The sequence below is a fragment of the Tahibacter soli genome, assembly GCF_025717065.2.
GTDB lineage: Bacteria > Pseudomonadota > Gammaproteobacteria > Xanthomonadales > Rhodanobacteraceae > Tahibacter > Tahibacter soli.
Genome location: NZ_JAOVZO020000020.1, coordinates 845,607 through 858,632 on the forward strand (window position 1 = coordinate 845,607; position 13,026 = coordinate 858,632).

Genomic DNA, 13,026 nt, shown 5'->3' on the forward strand with positions numbered 1-13,026 from the left:
GCGCTAGCCGAGAAACCGCAGGTTCGGCGCGGCGAAGCGGCCGAGGTTCGGCAGGATGTCGGCGATGCCGCCGGCGTCGACGCCGAACCAGCTCGCGAGCGTGGCGGCGTACTGGTCGACCGCGGTCGTCGGAATGATCTGGCCATAGCCGGTGTCGTCGGGGTTCGCATGGGGGTTCGCGTTCGTATTCTGCGCCAGCGACGGCATCGTGCCGTAGAAACGCCGGCCGCGCACGGCGCCGCCGACGACGAAGTGGTGGCCGCCCCAGCCGTGGTCCGTGCCGTCGCCGTTGACCGCGAGCGAACGGCCGAAGTCCGACGACGTGAACGCCGTGACGTTGTTGGCGAGGCCGAGCTCGACGGTCGCGTCGTAGAACGCCTTCGTCGCGTTCGCGAACTCCGTGAGGTTGTAGGCGTGGTCGGCGATCTGGCTGCCGTGCGTGTCGTACGCGCCGGCCGACACGAAGAACACCTGCCGGCTCATGCCGAGCGCCGCGCGGATCTTGATCAGGCGCGCGACCATCTTCAGCTGGTTGCCGAGATCGGTGTCGGGAAACGCCGTCGCGAGCGGCGGCGAGCCGTCGAGCGCGGCACTGAGGATCTCGTAGTTGTCGATCGCGCTGCCGGCCGCGTTCGCGAACGCGCGTTCGAGCACGTGCGTCTGCGTGCCGTGCGCGATCAGCGCTTCGTACGCGGTCTTGCCGCTCGGGTTGTCGCCCTGGATCCACGACTCCGATCCGTCGCCGAGATAGCTCATCTTGTCGACGCCGCCCGGCGACATCGAATACTGGTTGATCACCGCGCCGCGCTGGAAACGGTTTTCGCCCGACAGCGAAATGCTCATCGGCATCAGGCCGGTGTTCGCGCCGTACAGCAGGTCGGCGATGCGTCCGCCCCACCCGTTCGCGTTCGGATCGTCGGGGCGCGACGTCTGCCAGTACGTGGTCTGGTCGTCGTGCGAGAACAGCTGCGGCGGCGTCGGCACGGTGCCGTTCTGGTACTGCGACTGCGTGATCGGATGCAGCAGCGTGCCGACGTTCGCGACGACCGCCATTTTTTCGCCGTTGAACAATCCGCGCAGCGGCGCCAGCGACGGATGCAGGCCGTACGTGCTGCCGTCGCCCGGCAGGCCGCCGGGCAGGCCGCCGGACGCGGCGAGCGGGTTCAGGCTCTGCGCCTGGATCGCGGCCTGCTCGAGCGCGAGGCCGCCGGCCGAGACGAGGCCGTTGCGCGACTGCCGGTAGCGCGCGTAGTTCGTCGTGTCGTACGGCACGATCGTGTTGAAGCTGTCGTTGCCGCCGTAGAGAAAAATGCAGACGAGCGCCTTGTAGTCGCCGAACGCGTAGCGTTTCTGCGTCGCGGCAGCGGCGATCGCCGAGAGGCTGCCGAACGCCGAATACAGGCTGGCGCCGCCGAGCGCCGCGGCGATGCTGCGCTTGATGAAATCACGTCGGTTCACGCGCATGGCCGCGGCCTCACTTCTGGATCGAGTATTCGGGCGAATTGACGATGAGGTACAGCGCGTTCTGCACGCGCACGCGGCCGTAGGCCGAGCCGTGCGTCGACTGCGTGATCGTCGCGAGCTGCGTCGCCAGCACGTTGCGCATGAACGGCGACATCTGCCCCGACATGAACAGCACATTGTATTTTTCGATCAGCTGCGCGGGATTGCTCGCCGCGAGCGGCGCGTCGCGCGCGAGGTTCATCTGGATCGTGTCGGCGTCTTCGCTGTCCCAGCAGCGGTCGCTGCCGGTGTAGTAGCAAAAGACGTTGTAGTAGAGATTGTTCGGCGTCGAAACGACCATCGTGTCCGACAGGATCTGAAATTCCGGACTCACGAGGCCGAGCGTGCGCACTTCGCCGGGATAGCGAAAATCCGGCTTGAAGAAATTGAACACCGTCGGCGAGCGCAGCGGCGCCTGGCCGTACCAGTCCTCGATCGGCGGCCACGGCGCAAGGCTGCCGATGCGCCCGCCCGTCGAACGGCCTTCCATCGCGCGCCACAGGTGCGTGAGTTTCAGGAGCGGTTCGCGCAGCTTGCCGAACGTGTCCTGCCGCGACCACTGGCCGTAGCGCGCTTCCGGATCGAGCAGAATCGCGCGAATCACGGCCTTGAGATCGCCGCGCACGCCCTGCCCGTTGTCGTCGAACGCGCCCGCGACGCGCTGCACGTAGGCCGGCGTCGGATTGCTCGTGACGAGACGCTGGATCAGGCGCCGCGCCATGAACGGTCCGACGTTCGGGTGCTTTGCGATGTTGTCGAGCGCCTTGCCGAGTTCGACCTGCGCATTGCCGCCGTGCACGAGCAGGCCGTTCGGCAGCACCACGTTGTCGTAGACGAGCAGCTGCTTGTCGGTCGTCGTGTCGTGATACGCGTCGACCGGTTCCATCGGCCGCTGCCACGGGGCCTCGTCGGGATTGCTCGGCCCGCACCAGTGGAACGTTTCCTCGTCGCAGCACGTATACGTGTTCTCGCCGCAGCCGACGTTGCTCCAGTTCCAGCCGGTGAATACCGCGGCGAAGCCGCGCACCGTCGTCTGCGTATATGTCGCCACCGGCTGGCCGTCCGACAGCAGCACCGTGCCGTCCGGATTGAGCTGCACGAGGCCCACCGAGAACAGCTGCAGCACTTCGCGCGCGTAGTTCTCGTCCGGATGGATGTTCTGCGCTTCGTCGGCCTTCTGGTTCTGGATCGAATTGAGATAGATGCCCATCGCCGGATGGCGCGTCACCTGTTCGAGCAGCGTGCGGTAGTTGCCGAACGCGTTCGCGGCGAGCATGTCGTGATAGCTCGCGAGCGACCACGGGCTGTAGGCGAGCGTGCCGTTCTCGCTCGACACGACGAAGATTTCCGACAGCGCGAACGCGACACGCTGACGCAGCTGGTCGGTCGCGACGCGGTTGCCGCGGCTCGGATCGGGCGAACCGACGACGTTGATCGCCCAGCTTTCCAGCCGCGTATCGTCGGTGACGTAGTTGTTGCCGTCGGGTTCGTCCGGCAGGCCGGCGACCCAGTCGAGATACGGCTCGCTCGTGGTGGTCGACGCGGCGAACTGCTCGTCGAGCCACGCCTGGTAGCCGATGGCGCGCAGATGCGCGATGTCGGCGAGCGTCGGACCGAACGTCGCCTGCGCGAGAAACCGCGCGGCGGCGGCGTCGCCGACCGGACCCGCGCTTGCCGCTTCGAAACCGTGCTGCAGCATCGCATCGGGGCGATGACTGAGCTGCGCATTCGCCGCACCCGCGGCGCATACGCCCAACGCGCACGCGACACGCGCGAGCGCACCCGCAAAAAACGACCGCTGCATGGCCATCCCCGGCGCCGAACTGCGCACACTGTATTTGTGACCGTCGCGACAAACCATGACGGAGCGCTCAATCGCGCGGCGTCCCGACGCGCGGGATGCACGATTGATCGGCGTCGCAACGAAGACGTTTCTTTCAACCCTTTCGTCGCGGCGCGCATCAAGCATCGGCTGCGTCGGCGTTCGCCCGACGCGCACGCAAGATTCGCGACACGCGCGGCCCGTCGACGCGTCGATCCGGATCGACAGTCCCGACGTCATACCTTGAGGTACGTGCAATGCATCATTCGACGAAATTTCCGGCGTGGATCAATGCGATCGTCGTCGTCGCGGTACTCGGCATCGGTTTGCAGGTACGGGACATCGGCAAGGCGCTGGGCCTGCGCATACCGGGCCTGCCGATGCCGTACGGCGGCGCGATTCTCGACAACGCGATCGCCGTCGCGCTCGCGCTGATCGCGGCGTTCGTGCTGTCGGGTCGCGGCGCGTCGCTCGTACGCGGCCTCGGACTGCATTGGCCGGGCTGGAAAGGCCCGGCGCTGACACTCGCGGCGACGCTGCCGTTCTGGATCGGCCTCGGCGCGACGAGCGCGCTGTCGACGGAAGGTTCCGCGCTGTCACTCCTGATGCTCGCCGTCGTGTTTCCGTTCGCCGAGGAAATCGTTTTCCGCGGATTCGGCTTCGTGTTCGCGCGGCGTACGCTCGGCTGGCGCATCGTGGCGGCGGTGCTGGTGCAGGCGCTCGCGTTCGGGTTCGTACACTGGTACGGCATGGGCGGCGGCAGCGGCATCGCGCTGCAGGTGCTGGCAATCACGGCGTTCGGCGGCGTCGTATTCGCGATACTCGACGCGCTCGACGGCTATACGATCTGGAGCGGCTGGATATTTCACGTTTCGCTCAACGCGGCCTGGAACGCGTTCGCGGTGTCGGAATCGGCGGCGACGGGCTGGTACGGCAATTCGCTGCGGATCGCGAGCGCGGCGCTGGCGGTGGGATTGTTGTGGGCGTTGCATCGGCGCCGTGCGGCGAATCGCGGTTGAGGCGGCCCGGCCCGCTACGTGCGCAGATCCAGGCCGACCAGATGCATTTCTTCGGTTGTGAAATACGTGACATCGGAGCCGACGCCGAACGCCCGCCGCGCCTCGTCGAAACCGAAGCCGACCATCAACCGGCCGGGGCTACGCCACACCTGCACGTCCCTTCTGACATCGACGCCGCGCGGTATCACGCGCGCGACCGACGCGGTGTCGAGCGCTTCGAGCGCCAGCAGCGGATGCGCGTCGAGCGCGACGCGGGTGATCGACCGCGCGGCGTCGAACAATCCCGGCGTCGCGCGGCCGATCAGGCAATCGACGGAGCGCAGGCGCCCGCCCGCGATTTCGATTTCGAGCAGATGCGGCTCCGCTCGCCCGACGGCGCGGTAATACCAGCTGTCGTGGATCGGCGCGCCGTCGTTCCAATCGAACGCGGCGTAGTCCCTTTCGTCGTCGCTACGGATGTCGATCGCGCGCAACGCATTCGGTCCGGGCGGTTGTGCAAATAGGGCGAGGCGCATGTCGATGCCTTGTTCCGGTGATGGGAGCACGCACGGCAATCGGATGCCGCGCGCTTGAGTAACACGCGCACGGTCCGATTACCGCACGCCGTCAGGAAAGCTATGCCGCCTCGAACCGCTCCCCGCGAAACACGAGCACCGCGGCGCCGCGTTCGAGCGCGTGATGCGCGAGGCGCCGCTGCGCGCGCAGGTCGTCCTCGTTGCGCTGCGCGGCCTGCGCGAGTTTCTGCGCGATCAGCGCGACCGCGACGCGCTTGTTCGCGTGCTGGCTGCGCTCGGACTGCACGCGCACGACGATGCCGCTCGCGACATGCGTCGCGCGCACCGCCGATTCGGTCTTGTTGACGTGCTGGCCGCCGGCGCCGGACGCGCGCGCGGTCTCGAAGCGGATTTCGCTTTCGAGCGCGGCCGGCGGCGGCGCGTAGCGGCGGCCGCCGATGAACCAGTTCTTGCGGCCGTGCTGCGGGCGGTAGGGGCTGGCGCAGATCCATTGCACCGTGCCGTTCCAGCGCGCCGCGAGCCCTTCGGCGCCGTCGCCGTCGAGCGCGACGAGCACCGATCGCCACGTGCCGGCGCGCGCACCGGCGTCGCGCTCGATCACGTCGAGCGCGACGCCGGCCTCGTGCGCTTCGGCCTCGACGCGCGCGAGCGCCTTGGCGACGGCAAGGCAGCATTCGTCCGGCCCCTGCGCCGCGGAAAGTTGCAAAAGGATCATTCGCAACACTCCCGCGTCTTGTACGTGAGCACCGGTCGCAGCCGCGCGAGCAGGCGCACGAGGCCGGCCGCGCGCAGCGCCGCGACGACCGAGTCGATGCTCTTGTACGCCTCGGGCGCTTCCTCGTAGATCAGCGCGCGGTCGTCGCAGACGACGCGGCTGCCGAGCGCCGTGCGCGCGAGCTGCGCGACGCTGTAGCGCGCCGAGAGGCGATCCTTGCACTCGGTGCGCATCCACTTGCGACCCGCGCCGTGCGCGAGCGAGTAAAGGCTGCGCGCGTCGGCGACCGGTTCGACGAGATAGCTGTAGTCGCCGCGCGAACCGGGAATGACGACCGGCCCCGCGTCCGACGGCGTGGCGCCCTTGCGGTGCAGCCAGCCGGCGAGACCGTCGACGATCGCCGGCGCCACCAGGTTGTGGTCGACGTCGATCGCGGTCGAGCCGCTCGCGCGCAGGCGCATGAGCATGCGCTGCGCGATCAGGCTGCGGTTCGCCCGCGCGAAACGCAACGCCTGCGCGTGGCGGTCGAGGTACTGCGCGCAGTCGGCGCCGCCGCGTTCGAGGCCGGCATGTCCGTGACGGGCGACGTGGTCGCGCAGGATCGCCTCGCCGAGTCCGCGCGAGCCGCTGTGCACGAGCAGCAGCAGATGCCGGCGGTCGATGCCCATGCGCGCCACGGCATCGTCGTCGTAGCACTCGTCGAGCGCCTGCAGTTCGGCGAAGTGGTTGCCGCCGCCGATCGTGCCGAGCGCGCGCTCGTGTCCGGTCGGCGGCAGGTCGAGCGCGGCGACGACGTCGTTCCACGCCGGATCGAGCGGCGCGTCGATCGAGCCCAGGCGTTTTTCGAGCTTGTCGATGTTGAGCTTCGCCGCGGCGATGTCGGTGCGCCACAGCGCCATGCCGCAGCCGATGTCGTTGCCGACCAGCGCGGGATACAGGCGGTTGGTCGAGAAGAACGCGGCGCCGACCGGATAGCCGCGGCCCGGATGCAGGTCGGGCATGCCGACGACGCGATGCATGCCCGGCAGCCGGGCGGTGGTTTCAAGCTGCTGGATCGCTTTGCCTTCGATCCACGTGTCGTCCACGGCGATGACGCTGACGCCGTCGGACGGAATCCGAATGGAGTTGCCCATTGTACCTTTCCAAAAGGGAAGAAAGCCTTGGAACGGCAGGCGCAAGGCCAGGGGCAACACGCGAAAGCGGCGTCGGACGACGCCGCGGGCGAATCAACCCAGGCTGAGCCTGCAAAGGCAAGTGACCAGTTTCATGGCGCGTGCTCCTTTGCGGTCGAGGGTGGAAGGGAAAGAAGGCGCGGAGAGTAGTCCGAAAAAACGAGGCTTGCAACAGGCGAAGGTCGAGTCTGCTTTGCACCGCTTCAGCGCGGGTCTAAACTACGAGCCCGTTCGTATGACTGCGGAGAACGCGCATGATCCGCCGCTGCGTCGTACTTCTGTTCTGTCTCGCGTCGTTCCTCGCGCACGCGCATCACACCGCGCTGCACGATCGCGAAGACTCCGATCCCGTGCCGGCCGGCGGGGAATACTGGGCCGGCCCCGCGCTCAGCGGTTCGTGGTTCGATCCGGCGCGCAACGGCGAGGGTTTCGTGCTCGAAGTGCTCGCCGACGGCAGCGCCGTCGTCGTGTGGTTCACCTACCCCGCCGCCGGCGAACCGGGCGAACAGGCCTGGCTGATCGGTCAGGGCGGACGCCTCGCCGGCAACCGCATCCGCTTCGACCTCGTCACGCGTACGCGCGGCGGCGTCTGGGGCGATGCGTTCGACCCCGCCCGCATCGAAAACGTGCCGTGGGGCACGCTCGAATTCGAATTCCACAGTTGTACGAGCGCGACGGTGCGCTACGCCGGCACGCCCGCCTACGGCAGCGGCACGTTCGAACTGTCGCGGCTGACCGAACTCGACGAACTGCGCTGCGACGGCGCGCGCGCGACGACGCCGAACGGCGCGCGCTCGCTCGCCGGCCTGCGCAGCAAGAGCGGGCCGTGGTTCGTCGCCACGCGTTCGGGCGAAGGCTGGTTCGTCGAGGAACTCGCCGGCGGCGTCACCGTCGTGTACTGGTTCACCTACGATCCGCAGGGCAATCAGGCGTGGACCGTCGGCGCCGGCGTGCGCGACGGCGAGCGTCTCGTCGTCGACCAGCAGACCATCACGCGCGGCACGCGCTTCGGCAGCGGCTTCGATCCCGCCGCCGTGCAGCGCACGCGCTGGGGTTCGATCGAGTTCACGTTTACCGAATGCAACAAAGCGGACTTTCGCTACGCATCGGTGCTGCCGGGGTACGATGCGAACGCACGCACGGCGACGCGCCTGGGCATGCTCGCGTCGGCGCCGTGCATCGACGGCACGCCGCAGCTGCGGCGAAGCGGCACCTGGACCGAAGTCGCGGCGACGCCGGCGCCGGGGCAGTCCGAACACGCCGCGACCGTGCTCGACGGCAAGATCTACGCGCTCGGCGGCTACGGCGACGGCAACGGCTTCAAGCGCTACGACCCGGCCGCGAACCAGTGGACCGAACTGCCCGACCTGCCGTCGGGGCGCCATCACCTCGCCGCGTTCGCGATCGACGGCGGCGTGTACTTCGTCGGCGGCGACGCGATCGGCAGCGCCGGTCAGGACGTATCGGCGTACCGCTACGATGTCGCGACGAACGCGTGGGAGCCGCGCCCGGAGATGTCGTTCACGTTCGGCAGCCAGGCCGCGGTGATGCACGGCCGCGCGTACGTCGGCGCCGGCGACGGCAGCGTCGAGGAATACGACCCGCGCGCGCGCAGCAAGCGGCGCATCGAGGCGCCGAACCTCACGGAGCGCGATCATGCGCAGGTCGTCGCGTTTCTGGGCGAGCTGTGGGTGATCGGCGGTCGCAGTCCGGAAACCGACACGGTCGCGATCTACGACCCGGCCGCGCAGCGCTGGCGCGCCGGTCCGCGCATGGGCAATACGCGCGGCGGCTTCGCCGCGGCGGTCGTCGGCGACCAGATCGTCGTCGGCGGCGGGGAGCTGATCAACATCACGCCGTTCCGGCTCGAACCGACGGTCGAGGTGATCGTCGCCGGCGGCGACCGCTGGGCGTTCGCGCCGAACCTGCCGGTGCCGGTGCACGGCGTCGCCGGCGCCGCAGCGAATGGACGCTTCTACGCGATCAGCGGCTCGACGAGTGCCGGCTCGCGGTTCGGCGCGACCGGGCGGGTGTTTGCGATCGAGCTCGTGCCTTAGGAAAGTCGAGAAAGCAGCGGCGCGACGAGTTCGCGGCCGCGCAACGCCTCGCGCCAAGCACGCGGAATACCGGCCTCGCCGTGACGGATGCCGGCGATGCCGCCGGCCACGGCGGCGGTGGTGTCCGTGTCGTTGCCGAACGCGATCGCGGCGCGCACCACCGCGTCGAACGACGCGCCGGCGGCCAGCGCGTGGCGCGCCGACCACAACGTATCGACGACGTAGCCCGAGCCCGCGACGCGATCGGCGTTGCGCGTGTCGAGAACGATATCGATTTCAGCGGCCGGCAGGCCGGCGGCCGGCGCGTGCTCGCGCAGCCGTGTCGCGGCGGCGGACCAGGCGTCGGCCGCGCCGTCGAGTTCCGCGCGCGCCCACAGGCACGCGAACGCGCAAGCGGCCTGCGAGCGCGCGTGACCGTGCGTGGGCAGCGACTGCCGCGCGGCGAGTTCGACGAGTTCGCGATCGCCGCCGCGATGCCACAGCGCGAGCGGCAACACGCGCATCAGCGAACCGTTGCCGTTGTCGCGTTCACCGCTCGGGCCGGCCAGGTGCGGCGGCACGCCGTTGCGCAGGTTCGCGATCGCGCGGCTCGTCTGGATGCCGACGTCGAACACGTCGTAGTCGACCGCGAGATAACCCACGTCGCGCCAGTTGACGAGGCGATGCGCGAAGTCGTCCAGGTCCAGGCCGCCGGCGTGCTGCAGCGACGCGAGGAGGCACAGCGCCTGCGCGCCGTCGTCGGACCAGGTGCCGGGCGGCACCTGCGGGTGGCTGCGCGCGAAATCCGGCGGCGGCACGAGGTCGATCTGCGCGAGCGGCGGCAGGCGCCCGGGCGGATTGAACTCGTACGGCACGCCGACGGCGTCGCCGATGAGGAGGCCGAGCAAGCCGCCGGCGAGGCGGCCGTGGCGGTTGATCGGCGTGTGATCGGCGGTCATGGATGCGTCTCCGGCAGGGGTGCAACCGGTCGCAAGCGCAAGTGCCAAGGCATCGTCGAGCCGGTTCGGGATCGCGGTCACTCTAGCAGGATCGACCCGCAGCGGAGGGCCGAGCCACGATGCGGGAATGAGTGCCCGACGCGGTGCGGAAGCCTCGACAGGCGAGGCTTCCGCGATGTTGGCCTATGCGCGGGTGATGACGAGGCGGCCGGCGGTGACGCGGATGGCGAGGGTGTCGCCGGGGGCGAAGCCGGCGTAGATGAGCCAGATGCCGCGAAGACGGATGTAGGGGACTTCGCGGGGAAGATGTGCGATGTCGACGGGTGGGTAGTAGGCCGTACTGACGCGGATGCGCTTTGTGGAAGATGCGGATGATTTATGCTGGTGCTTAGCATGATCCACCTCTATGCAGTGGGTTGTGGTTAGCGAACGGTGTGGGGCCAACCACGCCGTTCGCGCTTTGCCCTTGAGCGATTGGTCGCTGCGGGCGACCTTTCAGAGCGCCGCGCGCAGGCACGTCAAGGATTCGGTTTTATCGAACTTGCGCAGTCCTTGACGTGCCGAGCACGGTGCTAGGCTGAGACGACCGCAGCGAGCAAGAAGTATTGCGCTGCACGCGGCGAGCTTTGGCTTCTCGCTGGACGAAACGGCAACGAAGACCGAAGCGTCGCCCCCTCACCCAACCCTCTCCCCCAAAGGCGTTTGGGGGAGAGGGCTATGCGTGGCGTGGCGCGATGTATCCGTGTTTACTTTGCAAAAAAAGCTAGAGGCCGGCCTGCGTCGGGATGACGGCTGCGTAGGACCGCCACGCTTTGGCTGTTGCCCGTGCCGTGGCCGTTGCTTCTGGCGGCAGGAAGCCGCCCGCTCTCCCCGGGGCCCCATCTGCCGCGAGCAAGTGGCCGGCGATAAGGCCCGTAAGGGGGCGCACAGGATGTGCGCCGTCCGCCGTGGTCCATGGATGGACCTTCGGCGGACCCCGCCGGGCGCTTGCGGTCCCGGAGGGCAGGATGCCCGGAGGGCGTGGCAGTTGGGGTGGTTTTCTTTGCTTACTTTCTTTGTCCACTACAAAGAAAGTAAGACGGCCGCCGGCAGGCGGGCGGAACGCTTTGTCTAAGGCCAGGCGTAACCAACGAAGCGACCGTCAACGACAACAGCCAGATCAAGAGCTGGATCCCGGTGGTCTCAACCGGTCATTGCAACGCCTGTGCGAGTTTAAAAGCAGGCGTTCTGAATGCCAGCGTCTCTCGTGGACGTTGGTTCAGTCGTCGCGAAATCGCGTCGAGTTGAGTCTGTGTAAAGAGCGATAAATCGGCCTTGCGCGGCAAGTATTGGCGCAATAGCCCATTGGTGTTTTCGTTGGATCCGCGTTGCCACGGACTGCGGGGATCGCAAAAGTATACCGCCATGTCGGTGGCGAGAGTGAAGCGGGCATGGGCGGTCATTTCCGCACCACGGTCCCAAGTCAGCGAACCTCTGAGGGTTGCCGGCAAGCGCTTCATGCGACGAGCAAGGGCACGCACCACGGTCTGCGTGTCCTTGCCGGCCAGCTTGACCAGCATCACAAAACGAGAGTGGCGCTCCACCAGGGTACCGACATAGCTGTTGTTCGCCCCGCAGATCAAATCGCCTTCCCAGTGTCCTGGTACTGCCCGATCTTCGATCTGTGCGGGACGCTCGCTGATCGAAACCGCATCGGGAATCTGTCCTCGACCTTGCGGCACACGCTCGGCGTTGCGTGAGCGGCGCAGTTGTCGCTGTGATCGCAGATGCGTCATCAACTCCTTTTTCAGCGCGCCCCGCGCCTGAATGAACAAGGATCGGTAGATCGTCTCGTGCGACACACGCTGCTCCGGCTCATGCGGATGCTCAAGCTTAAGCCATTGGGCAATCTGGTTCGGCGACCAATCCTGTCGCAGCTTTGAGGCAACCTGATGCCGTAGTCGATGTGAGCGCGCCAGACGGCACACCTTCGGACGACGAGCCCGCTGCCACGCTCGCTCGTCGGCCAGCACCGCGCGATAACCCTGGCGTCCGCCGTGACGACCCACTTCGCGACTGATCGTGCTCGTTGGCCGGCCCAACTCGCACGCGATCTGTCGGAATGAGTCACCGGCAACAAGCCCTCGCGAAATGTGTTCGCGATCATGCAATGTCAGCGTACGGGCCGAGCGGCGCGACGCCATCGGCGCCACGCCACCGCGTGCTTTGACCAGATCCGTCACCGACGAGGCGTTGCGCGACAGTCCTCGGGCAATCTGCCGCAACGACTCACCGGCGCGAAATCGGCGCCAAACCTCCTGTCGCTCCGCTTGACTCAAGGTGCGTGACCGCGACCTCTCCATGCCTTCTCTCCGATCGAAACAACATGCCTATGTTGCATCGACCGGTTGAGACCACCCCAGCTTTCGCTGGGATGACGAGCTATGGAACCAGTGTCGTCCGTGCTCAAGCGAACACCGAACGGACAAGCTGGATCCCGGCCTCCGCCGGGATGACGAGCTTTAAAGCGGGAGCAACGTCAAAGGCTGGATCGCAGCTTTCGCCGGGATGACGATCAAAAAAAGATACAAGGAAAAACATTCACAAGAACCGCAGGCCCCATCGAAAGACAACAAAAAGCCCGCAACAGCGGGCTTTTCATCGAAACAAAAAAGCGACCTCAGAACGGAATATCGTCATCATCAAACCCGGTGTTCTGCACCGGCGGCGGCGCGCTGCGCTGCGGCGCCTGCTGCGGTCCGCGCGCCGGACCGCGTTCCTGACGACCGCCGCCTCCGCCGCCATAGCCGCCCCCACCGCCGCGGCCTTCGCCGCCGCCGTAACCGCCACCGCCGCTGCGGCCCTCGCCGCCACCTTCACCCCCGCCGCCGCGTCCGCCGAGCATCTGCATCTCGTCGGCGATCACGTCGGTCGAATAGCGCTTGACGCCGTCTTTTTCCCATTCCTCGGTGCGCAGCTTGCCTTCGATGTACACCTGCGAACCCTTCTTGAGGTATTCGCCAGCGATTTCGGCAAGGCGGCCGAAGAACTTCACGCGATGCCACTCGGTGCGCTCCTGCTGCTCGCCGGTCTGCTTGTCCTTCCAGGCTTCCGACGTCGCGATGCGAATGCTCGTGATCGCCGCACCGCCCGGCGTGTAGCGGGTTTCGGGATCGGCGCCGAGATTGCCGACGAGGATGACTTTGTTGATGCCGCGTGCCATGGCTGCTCCTTTTGGCGGGCGGGCGCGTCTATCGCGGCCCTGCTTCGTATGGGTCGGCCGGAACCCCGCAAGGGCGCCGGCAA

At 67.5% G+C, this 13,026-nt stretch carries 11 protein-coding genes; 2 read left to right on the top strand and 9 right to left on the bottom strand.

The window, feature by feature from the left end; genetic code table 11:
• Positions 1-3: 3 nt before the first annotated feature.
• Complete coding sequence (locus tag OD750_RS24710) at positions 4-1,458, bottom strand: DUF1501 domain-containing protein (RefSeq protein WP_263541290.1); 1,455 nt, start codon at positions 1,456-1,458, stop codon at positions 4-6.
• A gap of 16 nt (positions 1,459-1,474) precedes the next feature.
• On the bottom strand, positions 1,475-3,307 hold the full coding sequence (locus OD750_RS24715) for a DUF1800 domain-containing protein (protein WP_263541291.1): 1,833 nt from the start codon (positions 3,305-3,307) through the stop codon (positions 1,475-1,477).
• Between the two features lie 275 nt (positions 3,308-3,582).
• On the opposite strand from OD750_RS24715, the gene OD750_RS24720 reads away from it, so the two are divergent.
• Positions 3,583-4,344 (top strand): CPBP family intramembrane glutamic endopeptidase, encoded by a 762-nt coding sequence (locus tag OD750_RS24720; RefSeq protein ID WP_263541292.1) that lies wholly within the window; start codon positions 3,583-3,585, stop codon positions 4,342-4,344.
• 14 nt (positions 4,345-4,358) lie between these two features.
• Here the strand turns inward: OD750_RS24720 and OD750_RS24725 are convergent, their stop codons facing one another.
• From OD750_RS24725 to OD750_RS24735, 3 genes are all read right to left on the bottom strand, one after another.
• Entirely contained in the window at positions 4,359-4,859 is a 501-nt protein-coding gene (locus OD750_RS24725) for a hypothetical protein (protein WP_263541293.1), read from the bottom strand.
• A 100-nt stretch (positions 4,860-4,959) separates the two neighbouring features.
• Positions 4,960-5,574 carry a peptide chain release factor H gene (gene prfH / locus OD750_RS24730; protein WP_263541294.1) on the bottom strand — a complete coding sequence of 205 codons (615 nt, stop codon included), beginning with the start codon at positions 5,572-5,574 and terminating at the stop codon, positions 4,960-4,962.
• Positions 5,571-6,707 (bottom strand): RNA ligase RtcB family protein, encoded by a 1,137-nt coding sequence (locus OD750_RS24735; RefSeq protein ID WP_263541295.1) that lies wholly within the window; start codon positions 6,705-6,707, stop codon positions 5,571-5,573. The genes prfH and OD750_RS24735 overlap by 4 nt, the downstream gene beginning before the upstream one ends.
• Before the next feature lie 293 nt (positions 6,708-7,000).
• Between OD750_RS24735 and OD750_RS24740 the strand changes: the two genes are divergently transcribed.
• On the top strand, positions 7,001-8,803 hold the full coding sequence (locus OD750_RS24740) for a Kelch repeat-containing protein (RefSeq protein WP_263541296.1): 1,803 nt from the start codon (positions 7,001-7,003) through the stop codon (positions 8,801-8,803).
• Here the strand turns inward: OD750_RS24740 and OD750_RS24745 are convergent.
• From OD750_RS24745 to ssb, 4 genes are all read right to left on the bottom strand, one after another.
• Positions 8,800-9,741: an ADP-ribosylglycohydrolase family protein gene (locus tag OD750_RS24745; protein ID WP_263541297.1), complete on the bottom strand. Its 942-nt coding sequence runs from the start codon at positions 9,739-9,741 to the stop codon at positions 8,800-8,802. The genes OD750_RS24740 and OD750_RS24745 overlap by 4 nt on opposite strands.
• Before the next feature lie 183 nt (positions 9,742-9,924).
• Positions 9,925-10,143, bottom strand: a complete 219-nt coding sequence (locus OD750_RS27555) for a SymE family type I addiction module toxin (RefSeq protein WP_425508263.1) — start codon at positions 10,141-10,143, stop codon at positions 9,925-9,927.
• Positions 10,144-10,931: 788 nt separating this feature from the next.
• Positions 10,932-12,083 (bottom strand): IS30 family transposase, encoded by a 1,152-nt coding sequence (locus OD750_RS24750; protein ID WP_263540908.1) that lies wholly within the window; start codon positions 12,081-12,083, stop codon positions 10,932-10,934.
• 317 nt (positions 12,084-12,400) lie between these two features.
• Positions 12,401-12,943, bottom strand: coding sequence for a single-stranded DNA-binding protein (gene ssb / locus OD750_RS24755; protein WP_263541298.1), 543 nt, complete (start codon positions 12,941-12,943; stop codon positions 12,401-12,403).
• Positions 12,944-13,026: the final 83 nt, after the last annotated feature.